This is a genomic window from Bacillus sp. N447-1 (assembly GCF_022701035.1).
Classification (GTDB): Bacteria; Bacillota; Bacilli; order Bacillales; family Bacillaceae_G; genus Bacillus_A; species Bacillus_A cereus.
Genome location: NZ_CP065509.1, coordinates 3,992,007 through 4,009,912 on the forward strand (window position 1 = coordinate 3,992,007; position 17,906 = coordinate 4,009,912).

A 17,906-nucleotide genomic window follows, 5' to 3' on the forward strand; every position below is an offset into this window, starting at 1 on the left:
GGGAGAGTCGTTCCATTGAACAGGTATACAAAAATTATTGTTGCTATGTTTTTAATGATATTTACATTCGTATCAACATTACAACCACTTGCAGTTCAAGCAGCTACCAAGTTGGCTGACGGTGAATATTCAATTGGCTTCAAAGTTTTAAAAGATACATCAGATGAAGAATCGATGATGAATCAATATTCAGTAAGTCCGGGAACTTTAAAAGTGAAGGATGGGAAAAAGAAAGTATCCTTTACATTAACAAATAGTTCATGGATTACGAAATTTGAAACAGAAAAAGCAGGTAAGCTAGTTGCGACGAATGTAATTAGTGAAGATAAAGAAAAAGATACAAGAGTAGTAGAATTTGATGTAGAAGATGTAGAGAAGGTATTAAATGCAAAAGTAAAAGTAGATATTGATTTTTTAAATTATCATCATGAGTACGACGTTCGTATTGCATTTGATCAAAATAGCATTACACCAATTCATGTAGAAAAACCAAATGAAAAAGAGGACCCAGCTAATAAGCCAGATCCAAATGAAACTACCGATCCAGGTCAGAAGCCCGACCAAAAGCCTGACCCAGATCAACAACCAAATTCTAACACAATTACAGATGGTGCGTACAGCATTCCATTTAAAGTGTTAAAAGATCAAACAGATGAAGAATCTAAGATGAATAGTTACATGGTAAATCCAGGAGTATTAAAAGTAGAAAACGGTAAGAAAAAAGCAATTGTAACACTAAAAAGTAGCTCATTAATTAAAAATTTCCAAACGGAAAAAGATGGCGCATTTGTTGATGCAAAAGTAGTGAGTGAGGATAAGGAAAAAGATACAAGAGTAGTAGAGTTTGAAGTAAACGATTTATCTAAAAAACTAAATACAAAAGTATTTATCGAAATGGCATCAAGAAATTATAAGCAAATGCATGATGTACAACTTTTATTTGAACAAGATAAACTTGAACAAATTAAAAATGAAGAGAAAAAACCAGAAGCAGAAAAACCGGAAGCAGAAAAACCGGAAGCAGAAAAACCAGAAGTAGAAAAACCGGAAGCAGAAAAACCAGAAGTAGAAAAACCAGATGCTGAAACAATTAAAGATGGTGAATACAGCATCAATTTTAAGGCATTAAAAGATCAAACAGACGAAATTTCAATGATGAACACATATACAAAAAGTCCAGGTGTGCTAAAAGTAAAAGATGGTAAGAAGTATGTATCATTTACGTTAACGAACAGTTCTTGGATTACAAAATTTGAATTTGAGAAAAATAGTTCGTTTGTTGATGCAAATGTAATAAGTGAAGATAAAAAAAATGATACACGCGTAGTGGAAGTAGAAGTACCAGATTTATCGAAAAAGTTAAATGCAAAAGTAAAAGTAGATATCGATTCAATGAATTATCACCATTTTTACGATATTCAATTTGCATTTGATAAAGGTAGCATTAAGTCGTTAGATAACCAAGGTGAAAACAACAACCAAGGTGAAAACAACAACCAAGGTGGAAACAACAACCAAGGTGGAAACAACAACCAAGGTGAAAACAACAACCAAGGTGGAAACAACAACCAAGGTGAAAACAACAACCAAGGTGGAAACAACAACCAAGGTGAAAACAACAACCAAGGTGGAAACAACAATCAAGGTGGAAACAACAATCAAGGTGAAAACAACAACCAAGGTGGAAACAACAACCAAGGTGGAAATGATAACCAAGATAATAACACAACAATTGATCCAAAAGCTCTTAAAGATGGTGAATACAGAATTGGCTTTAAAGTGTTAAAAGATCAAACAGATGAAATCTCAATGATGAACACATACACAAAAAGCCCAGGTGTATTAAAAGTAAAAGATGGTAAGAAATACGTATCGTTTACATTAACAAATAGTACATGGATTACGAAATTTGAATTTGAGAAAAATGGTTCTTTCGTTAATGCAAAAGTGTTAAGTGAAAATAAAGAACAAAATACAAGAGTAGTAGAAGTAGAAGTAAACGATTTGTCTAAAAAATTAAATGCAAAAGTAAAAGTAGATATTGATTCAATGAATTATCACCATTTCTATGATGTTCAATTTGTATTTGATCAAGACAGTATTAAAGCCTTAGGGAACCAAGGCGGAAACGACAACCAAGGCGGAAACGACAACCAAGGCGGAAACGACAACCAAGGCGGAAACGACAACCAAGGCGGAAACAACAACCAAGGTGGAAATAATAACCCGAAAGTAATAGTTGATCCGAAAAATTTAGTAGATGGCCAATATGATATTACATTTAAAGTATTAAAAGATAAAGCAGATGAGATTTCAAAGATGAATGACTATGTTGTAAATCCAGCGAAATTAATCGTAAAAGATGGTAAAAAATATATTGAGATGACGCTGAAAAATAGTGCGTGGATTACGAAATTCCAAACGGAAAACAATGAACTATTCGCTGATGCGAAAGTAGTAAGCGAAGATAAAAATGTAAATACGCGAGTAGTACAGTTTGAAGTAGAAGATCTATTTAAAAAATTAAACGCAAAAGTAAAGGTAGACATCGATGAGATGAACTACCATCATTTCTACGATGTGCAAATTCAATTTGATACAAATAATATCGGCGCGTTAGGAACTCTTAAAGAGGAACCGAAAAATGAACCGAAAAATCCAGTGACTACACCGAAAGTAGATAATGTAAAAACAGTAGGTACTCCTGATTTTAACCGAAATGCAGATGGTCAGAAGAAAAAAGAAGATACAAAAAATGATTCGAAAAAAGAGAAAAACTCAAAAACTGCAGATACAGCACAACTTGGTTTATATATGGTGTTACTGCTAGGTTCACTTGCTTTACTAGTTCGTAAATATAGAGCAGGTAGATTGTAATTTTTGGAGTCTTGATGCATATTCGCGTGCATCAAGACTTGTTTCATATTGTATGGAAAGGAGTGGTGATTGAGAGTGAAGAAAATTGCAAGTGTACTAATGGCTATCATTTTGTTAATGAGTATAGCTGGGTGCTCATCACCAAAAAAAGAAACAGCAAAGCAGGTAAAGAGTGAGAGTAAAGAGCGCGTTGTTGCAACAACAGTGGCTGTTACTGAAATTATGGATGCGTTAGAAGTAGATTTAGTTGGCGTTCCAACAAGCTCTAAAACTTTACCGAAGCGATATAAAGGTTTACCTGAAGTTGGGAATCCAATGAGTCCAGATATGGAAAAGGTAAAGTCATTAAAGCCTTCAGAAGTGTTATCTGTGACAACACTTGAATATGAATTAAAGCCAGTTTTTGATGGTGTGGGTATGAAAGCAAACTTTTTAGATTTAACGAGTTTGAAAAATATGCAAAGTTCTATTAGCGATTTAGGTAAGAAATATGGGCGTGAAAAACAGGCCGAAGCAGTAGTAACTAAATTAGATAAAAAGGTTGCTAGCATTCAAAAAGAAGTAAAAGGAAAGAAAGAACCGACAGTGCTTATTTTATTAGGTGTGCCGGGAAGTTATTTAGTAGCAACAGAGCATTCTTATATTGGAGATTTAGTGAAACAACTAGGTGGTAAAAATATTGTGCAAGGTGAACAAGTAGAATATTTAGCTTCTAATACAGAGTATTTAAAGAAAGCTGATCCAGATATTATTTTACGAGCAGCTCATGGTATGCCTGATGAAGTTGTAAAAATGTTTGATAAAGAATTTAAAACAAATGATATTTGGAAACACTTTGCTGCGGTTAAAAATAACCGTGTTTACGATTTAGAAGAGCGTTTATTTGGAACGACAGGCAATTTAGCAGCAATTGAAGCGTTAGATGAATTGAAAAAAATGATGTATCCGTGATGCATTTTAATATAAAGGAAGAGTAGAATGAATAAAAAAACTTGGAGTTTCCTCATTGTTACTGCATTGCTTATTGTTATGACATCATTGTCAGCGATGAAAGGGAGTTTAGAAGTAGGTATTGTTGAACTTGTACAAGGGATATTTACAGGTGGAAATGAAGATGTTGAAGTCATTAAAGATTTACGTTTCCCGCGTATTATTATTGCGTTGTTCACTGGAGCGGCTCTCGCTGTTTCAGGTGTGCTTTTTCAAGCTGTTATGAAAAATCCACTCGCCGATGCTGGGGTAATCGGTATATCTTCAGGAGCAAGTTTTATGACACTCGTTATTATTACGTTGTTTCCGCAATTCTTTTTCTGGACACCCGTATTCGCCTTTTTAGGTGGTGCGCTTGCATGTTATCTCGTTTATTCGTTTTCATGGAAATCAGGATTAAGCCCGCTTCGCATTATTTTAATTGGTATTGCCATTAATGCAATGTTTACTGGATTAAATGAATCATTCGTTACGATTTGTGGGTATTTTATTAAGAGTATTAAGCAAACGACGACTTCTAATATAACAATGAAGACGTGGGGCGATGTAGAAATAATGGTGACTTATGGAACGATTGGTCTTATTCTTGCTCTGTTCGTAGGAGCTTGGTGTAACTTATTATCGCTACAAGATAAGACTGCGAAAAACTTAGGCTTGCACGTGACGAGAGTTCGTCTTATTATTTCTGCCATTGCAGTACTCTTAGCGGCAGTATCAACAGCGATTGCAGGTGTTATTGCTTTTGTAGGATTACTAGTTCCGCATATTTCAAGACAATTAGTCGGTTCAGACCATAAAGTATTAATTCCATTTTCTGCGCTTGCAGGGGCGTTATTAATTTTGACGGCAGATACAATTGGAAGGTTAATTGTGCCACCTAACGAAATTCCAGCAGCAACAATTATGGCGGTTATTGGTGGTCCATTCTTAATATTTTTGCTTAGAAAGAGTGATAAAGTTCATGGAAATTAAAAATGTAACCTTTTCATACGATAACGTAACAAATCGTTTAAAGTCTGTTAGTAGTGAAATAGAAATTGGGAAAATTACAACAATCATTGGACCGAATGGATGTGGGAAATCAACATTACTTAGTGTCATGTCTAGAAACCACGCTCCTAGCAGTGGAGAAGTAATACTTGATGGGAAAGCGATTGGTGAATATAAACCGAAAGAGTTTGCTAGAAAGCTAGCAGTTGTCCATCAACAAAATGAGGCTCCAGCAGATATTACAGTGGAAAAGCTAATAAGCTTCGGGCGTATGCCATATAAAAATATATTCTCTCCGCAAACAGATGAAGATAGAGAAGCGATTGAGCGTGCACTAGTATGTACGAATTTACAAAGTAAGCGTGATAAGCCAATTTATGCTTTATCTGGTGGAGAGAGGCAGCGAGTTTGGATCGCGATGACATTAGCTCAAAATACACCAATGCTCTTCTTAGATGAGCCGACCACATATTTAGATATTTACTATCAGTTAGAAATATTAGAGTTAGTGAAAGAGTTAAATGAAGTGCATGGACTAACGATTGTAATGGTATTACATGATATTAATCAAGCCATTCGTTATAGCGACCATATTATCGTTATGAAAGATGGAGAAATTATTACGAAAGGTATTCCTAATGATGTAATAACAGAAGAAATGGTTAAAGCAATATATCGTGTAGATGTCATTGTAAAGCAGGATGAAGATACCGGATTGTACATGGTACCTATGGGAATCTAAAGGCTGAGCATAATCCGTTTTGAGGTGATAATTTGAATAGTAAGAAAGGACGGAAAAAGAATTCTTTTTTTCAACGCATACTTACAATTGTGTTTTTAGGAATCTTTTTCTATTCAATGTATGAGTTGGGCGGGATTTTCATGGATTATTATGAAAATCGTAAAGTAATGGCTGAGGCACAACATATTTATAAAAGAAGTCCAATGGAAGAAAAATCAGAAAATGGAGAGGTACGTAAACAGTTTCAGGATCTCCAGAAAATTAATCCAGAGATAGTCGGATGGATTACGATGGATGATACACAAATTAATTATCCAATCGTTCAAGCAAAAGATAATGATTACTATTTATTTCGTAATTATAAAGGTGAAGATATGAGAGCGGGAAGCATTTTTATGGACCATCGTAATGATGTGAAATCTCAAAATCGAAATACGATTTTATATGGCCATCGTATGAAAGATGGTTCTATGTTTGGTAGTTTAAAAAAAATGTTGGATGAAGACTTTTTTATGTCTCATCGTAAATTATATTACGATACATTATTTGAAGGATACGACGTTGAAGTTTTTTCAGTATACACGACAACAACGGACTTTTATTACATTGAAACGGATTTTGGAAATGATGCAGCATATGCATCGTTCTTAAAGGAAATTCAAGAAAAATCACTGTACAAAACGGATACGGAATTGACGGCTAATGATGAAATCGTAACACTTTCTACTTGTGATTATGCTCTTGATCCAGAGGCTGGAAGGCTAGTTGTACACGCAAAATTAGTAAAAAGAAATTAAAGAAAAAAGTATAGAATATGAGAAGTGATAGATAACGCTTCTCATATTCTATACTTTAAAAAAGGACTGTTCTTACTGTGCTGCAGCCATTGGCATACGTACAACTTTTACATCATAGTAAGCAATTTTATTATCAAGAATATATTCTGGCATTCCGCCTTGATGTGAGTGAGCATCTTTAAATGCAGCGCTCTTTGTCCAACCTTGGAAATCTTCTTTTGCATTCCAGCGAGTGCTAATTGTTACTTCATCATAATCAACTGTATTTTGTGTTAAAAGAACTTCTAGACCTAAAAAGCCTGGCATCGTTTCAACTTTACCTACTTTATTAAAACGCTCAATTAATTTATGCCCATTTCCCTTTGTAATTTTAGCTGTATTTGTAACAATAATCATGTTTATTCCTCCTATAAATGTAGCTATATTTTCAAGAACTCATATACATCAAATGATAATGAAAATCATTATCATTGTCAATGGTAAATGTGAAATATATAAGTTTTTTTCTATTATTTTGGACAGTGAGATTTTCATTTCAAAACGTAGTAAATATGTGGCGGTTAAGTGCGAGAATGAGCTAGTTGTACTAGCAAAGCAATAATATGGTATAGTGAAACGAGGCTGTTTTTTCAGTCTCGTTTTTCAAATGCTTCCTGTAGAGAAAGCATGCAAATGGAAAGGAAGTTATTATATGCGATTAGAAGTAACTGTAAAAATAAAACCGAAATTTATAAAAGAAATTAAAAGTGGATATCCGCTTATTTTAAAAGATGCGATTCAAAATTTAAATGATGTTCGTGAAGAAGGAACAATCATCAAAGTAGTAGATGAGAAGAACAACTTTGTCGGAAAAGGTTATTATGGAAAGCAAAATAAAGGATACGGCTGGATTTTAACGAGAAAAGAGAGTGAACAAATTAATCAATCTTTCTTTGAAAGTAAAATCAAATCTGCCCTACATAAACGAAAGCAATTTTATAAATCAAGTGATACGACAGCATTCCGTGTGGTGAATGGTGAAGGTGATGGTCTTGGAGGACTAATTATCGATTATTATGATGGCTACTACGTAGTAAGTTGGTATAGTGAAGGGATTTACACTTTCAGAGATGAGATTATAGCCGCTCTTCAAAAAGTAGCAAACTTTAAAGGTATTTATGAGAAAAAGCGTTTTGATACGAAAGGGAAATATATTGAGGGTGATGATTTCGTAGCAGGAGAGCGCGGCGAGTTCCCACTTATCGTAAAAGAGAACGGTGTGAACTTTGCGGTTTATTTAAATGATGGGGCAATGGTTGGTGTATTTTTAGATCAACGTAACGTTCGAAAACAAATTCGTGATAAATATGCAAAGGGAAGAACAGTGTTAAATATGTTCTCTTATACAGGTGCTTTCTCTGTATTTGCAGCGCTTGGCGGAGCAAGTAAAACGACGAGTGTTGATCTTGCAAATCGTAGTTTAAGTAAAACGATTGAGCAGTTTAGTGTAAATGAAGTTGATTATGAAGCACAAGATATTATTGTAGAAGATGTATTTCTTTACTTCAAATATGCAGCTAAGAAAAAGATGAAATTTGATATGGTCGTACTTGATCCTCCAAGCTTCGCCCGCTCAAAAAAATATACATTTAGTGCAGCAAAAGATTATAAAAATTTATTAAAAGAAACAATTGCTATTACAGAAAATAACGGTATTATCGTTGCTTCTACAAATTGTAGCGCATTCGATATGAAAAAGTTTAAAGGCTTTATCGATACAGCCTTTAAAGAAATGAATGGCAAATATAAAATATTAGAAGAACATTCTTTACCAGAAGATTTCCGTACCATTGATCAATTTAAAGAAGGAGACTACTTAAAAGTAGTTTTCATCGAGAAAATTAAAGGTTAATAAAGAAAAGGAGCTCGAGTTTACTTGAGCTCCTTTTCTTATTGAACGATATTTTGTACTCTACCGACTTGTCCGTCCTGCAATCGCACTTTAATGCCATGCGGATGGGAAGGGGAGTTTGTTAAAATATCTTTTACAATTCCACGTGTTAATTTGCCTGTTCGTTGATCTTGTTTTAATACAATATCAACTTCAAGACCGGGCGCGATATTAGAACGTTTTTGTCCGTTCATTTACACACCTGTACGTCTACGTTGGTTGTTTGTTTTCTTTGTTTGTTGGTTTTGTAATTTTTTCGTTTCTTGGCTTTGATTTTTTGCATTTTGACCATTTCCATTTCCTTGCTTTTTCTTAGCAAGTTGTTCGCGCATTAAATCAGCTAAGCTTACTTTTTTGTTTTCTGACATGATAAGTCTCCTTTATATAAAGTTAATTATGAACAATCGTAGTGAATTTCATCATATCATTGTTAAGGAAGGAAGGGAAGTTGGTTTGAAAATTCATATAATTGTTTCCAGTCTGTAGTAGTTACGATACAATTGGATTGTTAACGTTTGTAAAAAGGGGATAGACATATGTCACATCATATTTTATTAGTTGAAGATGATATCTCAATTCAAGAGATGGTGGAAAAGTATTTAATAAAAGAGGGTTTTCAAGTAACAATTGCGTCTGATGGAGAGGAAGGCGTGAACACATATTTAAAAGGTTCATTTGATTTGATTATCCTTGACATTATGATGCCAAAGCTAGATGGCTTAGAAGTTGTACGAATCATTCGAGAAAAAAGTGCTGTTCCGATTTTAATGATGTCGGCAAAAGATACAGATGTTGATAAAGCTGTTGGATTAGGACTTGGAGCAGATGATTACATTTGTAAGCCGTTTTCTATGATTGAATTAGCTGCACGTGTAAAAGCGGGTATTCGGAGGTCTACGAAATATTCGGCTACAGAAACAACAGAAAAGATGATTCAAATTGGTGATTTAACAATTGATCCAATTAATTTTACAGTTGAAAAAAACGGGAAGTCTCTCAAACTTACTTTAAAAGAATTTGAGATTTTAAAGCTATTCGTAAAGAACCAAAATCGTGTATTTACGAAAGCGCAAATATATACGTTAGTTTGGAATGAAGAGTATTACGGTGACGATAACGTTATTAATGTTCATATGAGAAGATTGCGTGAGAAAATCGAAAGTGATCCATCTAATCCAGAATATATTAAAACGTTATGGGGCATCGGCTATAAGTTGGAAGTGATGTAATATGGTCAATTTGTTAATAGGTATTATTTTTATATTGTTATGTGTTATTTATATGCAATATAGAATGAGAAAAAATAGTAGTGAAAATTTACGATACACATATGAAAAATTAGAAAGTATTGTAAATGACAAAACAGGCGAGACGTTACTCGTTATGACAGATGATCTAGAATTGCAAAAATTATTAGTGGCAATTAATCAATTATTAGATGCAAAACAGAAAACGAATGCAGATCATGCAAAAGTAGAAATTTCGATGAGAAAAATGCTTTCAAATATTTCGCATGACTTGAAAACACCACTAACAGTTATTCTTGGATATACAGAAATGTTAAATAAGGATAAAACGATAAATAAAGAAGAACAACAAATATTACTTGAAAAAGTGCATACGAAAACACTAGAAGTGATGGAGTTAATTCATAAGTTTTTTGACTTGGCAAAATTAGAATCTGGTGACAAAGCAATTGAAATGACAAAAGTAAATATGAATGAAGTATGCCGCGAGAAGATTTTATCATTTTATGATTTAGTGACGACGAAAGGTTTTCAGGTTCATATTGATATACCAGAAAGAAATATATACGCACTTGGAAATGTAGAAGTATTAGGTAGGGTATTGAATAATTTAATATCAAATGCAATTACATATGGAGACGATGGAAAGGCACTCGGTATGACGTTAAGAGATGATGACACGGGCGTGTATATAGATGTATGGGATAAAGGAAAAGGGATTGATGAATCTCATATTGATAAAGTGTTTGAGCGTATGTACACACTTGAAGATTCAAGAAATAGATTGTACCAAGGAAGTGGTCTCGGATTAACGATTACGAAACGGCTTGTGGAAGCGATGGACGGGAAAATCCATCTTTCTAGTAAACCGTATGAAAAAACAATTTTTACAATTGTATTAACAAAGATACAGTTTTAGCTTGTAGAGCAGTAGATTCTACAAGCTTTTTTTCAGCGTAAGGAATTTGTAAGAAACGGGTAAGAAAAAAGAGATTTCCGTTGTCTATTATAGAAATATAGAGTATTGCGAAAGGGGAAAGTAACATGACATATATATTAAAAACAAATCAGTTAACGAAAGTGTTTAAAGGGAAAGAAGTTATTTCCGGTGTTAACATGCATGTGAAAAAAGGAGAAATTTACGGTTTTTTAGGACCAAACGGTGCTGGTAAAACAACGATTATGAAAATGATTACAAATTTAATAAAACCGACGAGTGGTGATATTGAAATCTTCGGTGAGAAATTAACAGATACATCTTATGAAGTATTAAAAAGAATGGGGACAATTATTGAATACCCAATCTTTTATGATAAATTAACGGCGAAAGAAAACTTAGACCTACATTGTGAATATATGGGCTACTACGATAAAAATGCAATTGACCATGCTTTACATTTAGTGAAACTACAAGGGATAGATAATAAAAAAGTAAAAGATTTTTCATTAGGAATGAAACAACGACTCGGTATTGCAAGAGCAATCGTGACAAAGCCAGAATTGCTCATTTTAGATGAACCCATTAACGGTTTAGATCCAATTGGTATTAAAGAGTTACGAGACTTATTTAAAATGCTCTGCAAAGAATATGGCATTACATTATTAGTTTCTAGTCATATTTTAGGTGAGATGGAACTAATGGCGGATACAATTGGTGTGATTCAAAATGGAAAACTAATAAAAGAAGTTTCAATGAAGAGTATTAACGGAAAACAAACAGAGTATATTGAAATCACTGTTCCTGATGTGAAACGTGCAACTTATATTTTAGAAGATAAACTTGGTATAAAAAACTACAAAATAATGAGTGGAAACATGATTCGGGTTTATGATACGTTAGCGTCTCAGCAGGCCATTTCAAAAGCACTTATTATGAACGATGTGGAAATTGAAAGTATTAATAAGAAACATAGTTCCTTAGAAGAATATTTCTTAAATGTAATGGATGGAGAAGGTATTCATGCTTAATGGACTGTGGCTGAACCTGGTAAGTGGATTTATCGTAATGCTAATAAGTGGAATTTTATATTATAGAAAACCAGGGCGGAAATGGTTGTTCAGTGTACTAGTGATAGGAATGTTAAGCTTCGTTACTGCTGGAATTAGAATGTTAGCAGCGTAGAGACAGGTATATAAAGAATGGAGGCGTAATTTATATGTTTAAATTAATGAAGCTCGAATGGAAGAAACATAAATTATCTAGTTACTTTAAAGGGGTAGCAATTTGTATTATAGCAATTTTCGCTGCAGTAAGCCTTATGGCGTGGGGATCTAAGGTAGAGGATGATTTGATGTTCTCTAGCTATATGGAATACATGTCTTTAGCAAATATTCTTATTAGAATTACATTTATTATTTTTGCATCGGTTATTTTATCACGTTTAGTGATTGATGAATACAAGAACAAAACAATACAGCTACTATTTATGTATCCACTGCAAAGGAAAATGCTAATGAGTGCGAAATTAACAATTGTTTTTTGTTTTTGTTTTGTGAGCACGATTATCGCTACTTTCATTATTAGTTTGCTCATATTCTGTATGAATCCAATAATGGGACTACTTGAAACGCCTGTTACGATGGGGGAAATAATAGCTATCGTTCCAGCTACTATTATAAGTGCATTTATGATATCTGGTATTAGTTTAATTCCTTTATTTTTTGGAATGAGAAAGAAATCAACACCGACAACGATTACTTCTGCAGTAATAATTGGGATGATGATGAACAGTAACGTTGGTCCTGGAAATGGTCAAGTAAGTATGTTTGATTTTATAGCTATCCCAATCGTGCTCTGTTTATTAGGAATTTTCATTAGCTATCTATCGTTTCGTAAAATTGACAAGATAGATGTGGCGTGAAGCAAGCTTAAAACAAAAACGAACTGGGGTATGAATAGTGAAAAAAATGATAGTAATTGCAATATTATTCATTACAATTGCTAGTGTAGTTTTTGGTATTAAGGTATTTCAGGGGAAAGATTTTAAGAAAGAAAAGTCTTTTGATATAAATAATATAAAAGCAATAGAAGTAGACAATGAAAATTGGAATCTTGAGTTTAAAAGTACAGACGCTAATAAAATAGTAATTTCTGCTCAAGGTGAACAAGCAGATAAAGAGATAGATCCTGTCAAAATAGAAAATGACGAAAATAAAATTATGATTAAGCAAAAACAAAAGGTGAACAAATTTTTTAATGGTTTTACGTTTAGGAAGAAGGATAGTATATGTATAGCTATTCCGAAGAAAGAAATAGATAAAATTGTATTAAATAATAAATCGGGTGATGTGAAAATAAACGATATAGTAGTAAAAAGCATCGTGATAAAAGGCAAATCTGGAGATGGAATGATTACAGGACTATCAGCCGAGAAAGGTGAATTCATATCGCAAAGTGGAGAGTTAGTTGTAAAAGATAGTTCAGTACAAGAATTAAATATAAAGTCTACGACTGGTGATAACTATATCACAAATGTAAGTAACTCAAATATGAACATCACTTCAACATCTGGGGAAGTATTACTGAAAGATATGACAGAAGGAAAATTATTATTTGTAGAAACAAAATCAGGGGATATTGGCGTACGGTATAAAGGTGTCCTGGCATCATTAAAGCTTATGGCTAAAAGTAATTCGGCTGACGTAATAGTAGATTTAAAAGGACTTAAGAAAGATAAAAGTACAGAAAAAATAAAAGTAGGAACGATTGGTGATGCAAAAAACAAAGTGGAGATTTTAAGTAAGACAGGGGTCATTTATATTGATTAAGTCTTAGGAGGAGGGAGGACTATCATGCTACGTCTTATGAAGCTAGAACTGAAGAAAATTAAACTTGGCTGGTACGTGAAGAGAGCAGTAATTGCAAATCTTGCTATACTGGCATTATTGATTTTTGTTAGCATCGTTTCTCAAATAGAGGGAGATCCAGAAATAAGAGATCCGCAGGCCATTTTGTTAATGGCTAGTTCAATAGTGAGAGCAACATTTATTATTTTTGGTGCTGTACTAATAGCTAAGTTAATAATTGATGAATATAAAAACAAAACAATATTATTGATGTTTTCTTATCCAATTAATCGAAAGAAAATAATGATTAGTAAGTTGGCTATTACAGCAATATTAACATTCATAACAGTTATTTTATCTAATATTTTTGTAGTGGGAATTTTCATTGGGATAGATAGTTATTTTTCGATTCTTCCTAATTCATTCGCAGTAGATCAATTGATTCAAGAAGGGATAAATCTCGTTCCTTTAGCCATTGCCACTGCGGGAATAAGCTTAATTCCTCTATACTTCGGAATGCGTAAACGTTCAGTGCCAACTACTATTGTTTCGTCTATTATCATTGTGCTAATCGCAATTAATAACCCACCAATATTTCCTATAGCGACCTTTCTTCCTCTTCAATTCGCATTTGCAGTGATTGGTGTGGCGATTGCTTATTATGGAATTAAAAATATTGAGAGGGAAGATGCAATATAAAGTTTCACATGAAACAAGTTACAGAAAAAGACAAGATGTGTAAACACCTTGTCTTTTTCTGTTGTTACATTTTAGGAGCTTCCATTCCAGCCGTAGCCCATTCTTCTTTTGCGGGACCATATACGCCAGGAACTGTTAAGCCGGCTTGTCGCATTAAAACCGTCATTTGCCCGCGGTGATGATTTTGATGATTAATAAGTGTCATTAAAAATATAGAATTCGGCATAGGGCGACCAAAGAAGTCATTAATAGTTGCTAAATCTTTATCCGTCCATTCGCTTTGAAGTGCTTCAACAAAAGCCGCGTTCACTTTACGGTACTCATCTGCAATTGTTTTTGCAGAAGTAGGAACAGGATAATCTTTCGTTTCGCCTTCAAACTTTAGCCCTGTGCCAGATAGTATAACAGGAATTGCCGTCACGATATGCCAAGCAACTCTTCCTAACGTCCAATGTCCAGGTGCAATTTCTTGTGATAAAGATGCATCGGTTAATGAATCAAGCATTTTCTGAGTAGACTCTGCTTCGTATGTCCATGATTGTAAAAAGCCTTCAATCGTTTGGTACATTATTGTTATCCCCCTCTACTTATGTTCATAGATTAAGTTCGAGAAGAAATGACAAGTTCCCTTTATGTTTTAATGATGGTATTTAAAATTTTATATATAAATTTTATGATATTATTGAGTGTATATAGAATTATATTAATTTAGGGGGATATTATGAAAAGATTGATTTTAGGAATCATAATTTTATTTTTAATGGTAGGATGTAGCAATGAAACCTATAAAAAAGCAATGGATCAAGGGAAATTGGCGTTAGCGAGTAAAGAATATGACACGGCAGTAGCATCATTTGAGCTAGCATTAGAAGAGAAAAAGGATGATAAAGAAGCAAAGGTATTAAAAGACCAAACTACTAAGATGATAAGTTCGATAAAAGAGAAATCGAGTGGAAATATAGAACAAGCAATAGGTTTGTTTCAAGAAGTAGAAAAGATGAAAGATGGTTCCGCAATCCTTCAAAGTCAAGCGAAAGAACAAAAAGATTCGCTCATAGAGCATAAAGAGTTAAAAGGTCAATATACAGGTCAATTGGAAAAGGCAGAGAAGTTAAAGAATGATAAAAAGTATGAAGAGGCTAAAGGGATAGTAAATAAAATTGTTAACGATACTGGCCAAAATCAACAATTTATTTCGGAAAATCAACGGGCCGAAGAGCTGAATAAGCAAATCGATGGCTTACTAACTCAACAAGCAGAAGTTAAGGAAAAAGAGGAAGAGTTAAAAAATGAAAAGAAAAAAGAGGCTGATATTGGAAAGTTAAAAGGGTCTTGGATGTCATCAGAAAGTACAGACAGGCCAGTTGGGTTGGAAATAGAATCTATTAATAGTGAGAAAACAGGCGGAGAATTTATGGAACATAATATTTTTGGGAAAGGGACTACTATAGGAGACTTTCGAATATTAAGTGTGGACCAAGGGATTATTTCTGTAGAGCTTGTATTTTTAGTGGGGGAAATAAAGCATAAGGCTGATTTGAAAATTGAGGAGAACACATTAACTGTATATCATGAGTTTATGGGGAGTACTGAATCTGTGAAATTAGTGAGATCAGAGTAATTTATCCGGCTATTCGTCGGACAGTAAAACTTCCACCTCAAGATTCGGCTGGAGCAAAGAAGTTAGGTGGGAGATTCACTGCTCATAAAAGCCCGATTGGTGTGGGCTAATAATTAGCGGGGATGAAGAAAACCCCCACTAAAGAAAGTTAATTAAAAAGGAGGCTTCTAACAAGAAGCCTCCTTTTTAATTAACTTTCTTCCCACTCTTCCTCATCAACCATAAGAAATAAGGTGCTCCAAGTACAGCGACGACAAGACCAGAAGGAATTTCTTTCGGATATGCAATTGTTCGGCCGAGTAAGTCAGCAATGGAAAGAAGAATTGCTCCAAACAGTGCTGAGCAAACGAATAGTCTTTGATGGTTCATACCAACAACAATTCTTGCTAAGTGAGGTGCGACAAGGCCTAAAAAGGCAATTGTACCGACAGCAGCGATATTTACTGATGCAAGTAGTGTCGCTAGCACAATTAGAGCAAGACGTGTTTTATTTACTGGTTGCCCAAGTCCAGTTGCTAAATCGTCTCCCAGTACGAGAACGTCAAGTTGTTTTATTAAGAAAAAGATAATGAATACAAGAATTAGAGATGGATATAGAATGATATTTTCTAAGTGATTCCACCCTCTTGCATACGTACTGCCAGATAACCATGTTAAAGCAGCGGCAACATTCAAATTGGCTCTAACGATAAAGATTTGAATAATTGCTGAGCCAAGCGCAGAAATACCAATCCCTATTAAAGCGAGAGCTGTTGGACTAAATCCTGATTTCCAAGAGAAGAAGAGGACAATTCCAACTGCAAGTAGTCCGCCAATAAATGCACCAATTGGTAGGAAGAAACCAGGAAGTGCAGGAAAGACATACATAATCGTTAAAGCACCGACACCAGCTCCCGATGAAATACCAATAATAGAAGGATCGGCAAGTGGGTTTCGTAATATACTTTGGAAAACAAGCCCACTTATTGCAAGGCATGCGCCAGCAATAGCAGCAACGAGCATTCTTGGTAAACGAAGATTCATCATCATATTTTTGTCAAATTGTGTTAATTGACCTGATATAACATTAGTAATACTTTCGATATAAGCGTTACTACCGATTGTAACACCAAGAGCAATCGTCACAATACAAAGTGTGATAGATATAATGATTACCTTTTTATAAGAGTAATAGCGGGAACTAGCTCCAGCTGCATTCGCACCGTTATCATTCATATATTGTTTCGACTTCATCATTCGATACACTAAGTAAATAAGCCAAGGAGATCCAATCATTGCTGTGACTGCCCCAACAGGAAGTTCTGCACCGGTTGGATCTATTAATCTACCGACAACATCTGCTCCAAGCAATAATACTGCCCCCCATAAGAAAGAAGAGAGAAGAAGAGTAAAGTGTTGACGGTATCCGATAAGGCGCATTAAATGAGGTGCAACTAAGCCGACAAAGCCAATTGGTCCAACAACAGTAACAATTACTGCTGTTAAAAAGATTGCAGCAATGAAGGCGATAAGACGTGTTACTGCTGTTTTTTCACCAAGAGAAATAGCAACATCATCACCAAGTAAGAGAATGTTGAGTTTACGAGACATAAATAGTAAAACTAGGAAAGAAATAATGATAAATGGAAAAGCAAATTGAACGCCATCCCAGTTATTTTGAATAAGAGAGCCAGCTCCCCATAAAAATAAACCAGCTGTTTCATTTTCATAGAAAAGCTGCATCGTTCCGGTAAAGGCAGAGAGCATTAATGTAACGACCATACCAGCTAATGCCATTCTAAGTGGGGTTCCCTTTTTTCCACCAGAAATACGGTATACAAATAAAGCAGTAATAGCACCACCGATAAATGTGAACAGAAGAGAATTAATTTGTAAATCTTTCGGTAAGAAAATTGTAGCCGCTACTAGAAAGAAATATGCGCCAGAGTGAATACCCATTGTACTGGATTCAGCAAGTGGATTTTTCGTTAACGTTTGTAAAATAACCCCTGATGCAGCAAGAGCGCCTCCAGCTAAAATGGCAATTACAGCTCTAGGTAATCGAAGCATGATTAAAGTTTGATGTTCTAGCGATTGGTTCGGTGAGATAAGAGCATCAATAATCATACTATAGGAAATGTTTGCTTGACCTTGTCCGATATGAATAAAGAAAAGGAGGAGCAAGAGAGCTGCTCCTCCTCCGAATACAAGACTTGCTCGAAGTGTATGTTGTAAGCTATTCATTGTG

19 protein-coding genes are annotated in these 17,906 nt (G+C 34.4%); 14 read left to right on the forward strand and 5 right to left on the reverse strand.

What is annotated here, in order from left to right:
• The first annotated feature begins 15 nt into the window (after positions 1–15).
• From IQ781_RS20255 to srtB, 5 genes are all read left to right on the forward strand, one after another.
• Positions 16–2,877 (forward strand): NEAT domain-containing protein, encoded by a 2,862-nt coding sequence (locus tag IQ781_RS20255; RefSeq protein WP_242808155.1) that lies wholly within the window; start codon positions 16–18, stop codon positions 2,875–2,877.
• A gap of 69 nt (positions 2,878–2,946) precedes the next feature.
• Positions 2,947–3,828, forward strand: a complete 882-nt coding sequence (gene isdE, locus IQ781_RS20260) for a heme ABC transporter substrate-binding protein IsdE (RefSeq protein ID WP_002182955.1) — start codon at positions 2,947–2,949, stop codon at positions 3,826–3,828.
• Between the two features lie 27 nt (positions 3,829–3,855).
• Complete coding sequence (locus tag IQ781_RS20265) at positions 3,856–4,839, forward strand: FecCD family ABC transporter permease (RefSeq protein ID WP_001036848.1); 984 nt, start codon at positions 3,856–3,858, stop codon at positions 4,837–4,839.
• The gene (locus IQ781_RS20270; protein WP_139847290.1) at positions 4,829–5,599 is read left to right on the forward strand and encodes an ABC transporter ATP-binding protein; all 771 of its coding nucleotides are present in this window, start codon (positions 4,829–4,831) and stop codon (positions 5,597–5,599) included. Before IQ781_RS20265 ends, IQ781_RS20270 begins: the two co-directional genes overlap by 11 nt.
• Before the next feature lie 32 nt (positions 5,600–5,631).
• A complete protein-coding gene (gene srtB / locus IQ781_RS20275; protein WP_001086126.1) occupies positions 5,632–6,396 on the forward strand; it encodes a class B sortase in 765 nt (254 codons plus the stop codon).
• A 72-nt stretch (positions 6,397–6,468) separates the two neighbouring features.
• On the opposite strand, the gene isdG is transcribed toward srtB, so the two are convergent.
• Entirely contained in the window at positions 6,469–6,792 is a 324-nt protein-coding gene (gene isdG / locus IQ781_RS20280; protein WP_000587818.1) for a heme oxygenase, read from the reverse strand.
• A gap of 295 nt (positions 6,793–7,087) precedes the next feature.
• Here isdG and IQ781_RS20285 point away from each other — a divergent pair, with 295 nt between their 5' ends.
• Entirely contained in the window at positions 7,088–8,287 is a 1,200-nt protein-coding gene (locus IQ781_RS20285) for a class I SAM-dependent rRNA methyltransferase (protein ID WP_001235507.1), read from the forward strand.
• 38 nt (positions 8,288–8,325) lie between these two features.
• Here the strand turns inward: IQ781_RS20285 and IQ781_RS20290 are convergent, their stop codons facing one another.
• Together IQ781_RS20290 and IQ781_RS20295 are read right to left on the reverse strand one after the other, a co-directional pair.
• Positions 8,326–8,520: a YwbE family protein gene (locus tag IQ781_RS20290; RefSeq protein ID WP_001014310.1), complete on the reverse strand. Its 195-nt coding sequence runs from the start codon at positions 8,518–8,520 to the stop codon at positions 8,326–8,328.
• Positions 8,521–8,694, reverse strand: coding sequence for a hypothetical protein (locus IQ781_RS20295; RefSeq protein WP_001293578.1), 174 nt, complete (start codon positions 8,692–8,694; stop codon positions 8,521–8,523).
• A gap of 168 nt (positions 8,695–8,862) precedes the next feature.
• Here IQ781_RS20295 and IQ781_RS20300 point away from each other — a divergent pair, with 168 nt between their 5' ends.
• The 7 genes from IQ781_RS20300 (at position 8,863) to IQ781_RS20330 (ending at position 14,058) form a co-directional block, all read left to right on the forward strand.
• A complete protein-coding gene (locus tag IQ781_RS20300; protein WP_000018035.1) occupies positions 8,863–9,555 on the forward strand; it encodes a response regulator transcription factor in 693 nt (230 codons plus the stop codon).
• Between the two features lies 1 nt (position 9,556).
• Positions 9,557–10,492 (forward strand): HAMP domain-containing histidine kinase, encoded by a 936-nt coding sequence (locus tag IQ781_RS20305; protein WP_000247675.1) that lies wholly within the window; start codon positions 9,557–9,559, stop codon positions 10,490–10,492.
• Positions 10,493–10,617: 125 nt separating this feature from the next.
• Positions 10,618–11,541: an ABC transporter ATP-binding protein gene (locus IQ781_RS20310; RefSeq protein WP_000221062.1), complete on the forward strand. Its 924-nt coding sequence runs from the start codon at positions 10,618–10,620 to the stop codon at positions 11,539–11,541.
• Positions 11,534–11,695 (forward strand): hypothetical protein, encoded by a 162-nt coding sequence (locus IQ781_RS20315; RefSeq protein ID WP_000931815.1) that lies wholly within the window; start codon positions 11,534–11,536, stop codon positions 11,693–11,695. The genes IQ781_RS20310 and IQ781_RS20315 overlap by 8 nt, the downstream gene beginning before the upstream one ends.
• Before the next feature lie 34 nt (positions 11,696–11,729).
• Positions 11,730–12,434 carry an ABC transporter permease gene (locus tag IQ781_RS20320; RefSeq protein ID WP_000475536.1) on the forward strand — a complete coding sequence of 235 codons (705 nt, stop codon included), beginning with the start codon at positions 11,730–11,732 and terminating at the stop codon, positions 12,432–12,434.
• A 37-nt stretch (positions 12,435–12,471) separates the two neighbouring features.
• Positions 12,472–13,341: a DUF4097 family beta strand repeat-containing protein gene (locus IQ781_RS20325; protein ID WP_139847289.1), complete on the forward strand. Its 870-nt coding sequence runs from the start codon at positions 12,472–12,474 to the stop codon at positions 13,339–13,341.
• Between the two features lie 24 nt (positions 13,342–13,365).
• Positions 13,366–14,058: an ABC transporter permease gene (locus IQ781_RS20330; RefSeq protein WP_139847288.1), complete on the forward strand. Its 693-nt coding sequence runs from the start codon at positions 13,366–13,368 to the stop codon at positions 14,056–14,058.
• A gap of 64 nt (positions 14,059–14,122) precedes the next feature.
• Here IQ781_RS20330 and IQ781_RS20335 read toward each other — a convergent pair whose 3' ends face one another.
• Positions 14,123–14,626 (reverse strand): DinB family protein, encoded by a 504-nt coding sequence (locus IQ781_RS20335; protein WP_100650968.1) that lies wholly within the window; start codon positions 14,624–14,626, stop codon positions 14,123–14,125.
• Between the two features lie 153 nt (positions 14,627–14,779).
• Between IQ781_RS20335 and IQ781_RS20340 the strand changes: the two genes are divergently transcribed.
• A complete protein-coding gene (locus tag IQ781_RS20340; RefSeq protein ID WP_242808156.1) occupies positions 14,780–15,679 on the forward strand; it encodes a tetratricopeptide repeat protein in 900 nt (299 codons plus the stop codon).
• A 186-nt stretch (positions 15,680–15,865) separates the two neighbouring features.
• Here the strand turns inward: IQ781_RS20340 and fhuB are convergent, their stop codons facing one another.
• Complete coding sequence (gene fhuB, locus IQ781_RS20345) at positions 15,866–17,902, reverse strand: Fe(3+)-hydroxamate ABC transporter permease FhuB (protein WP_001087088.1); 2,037 nt, start codon at positions 17,900–17,902, stop codon at positions 15,866–15,868.
• Positions 17,903–17,906 lie beyond the last annotated feature (4 nt).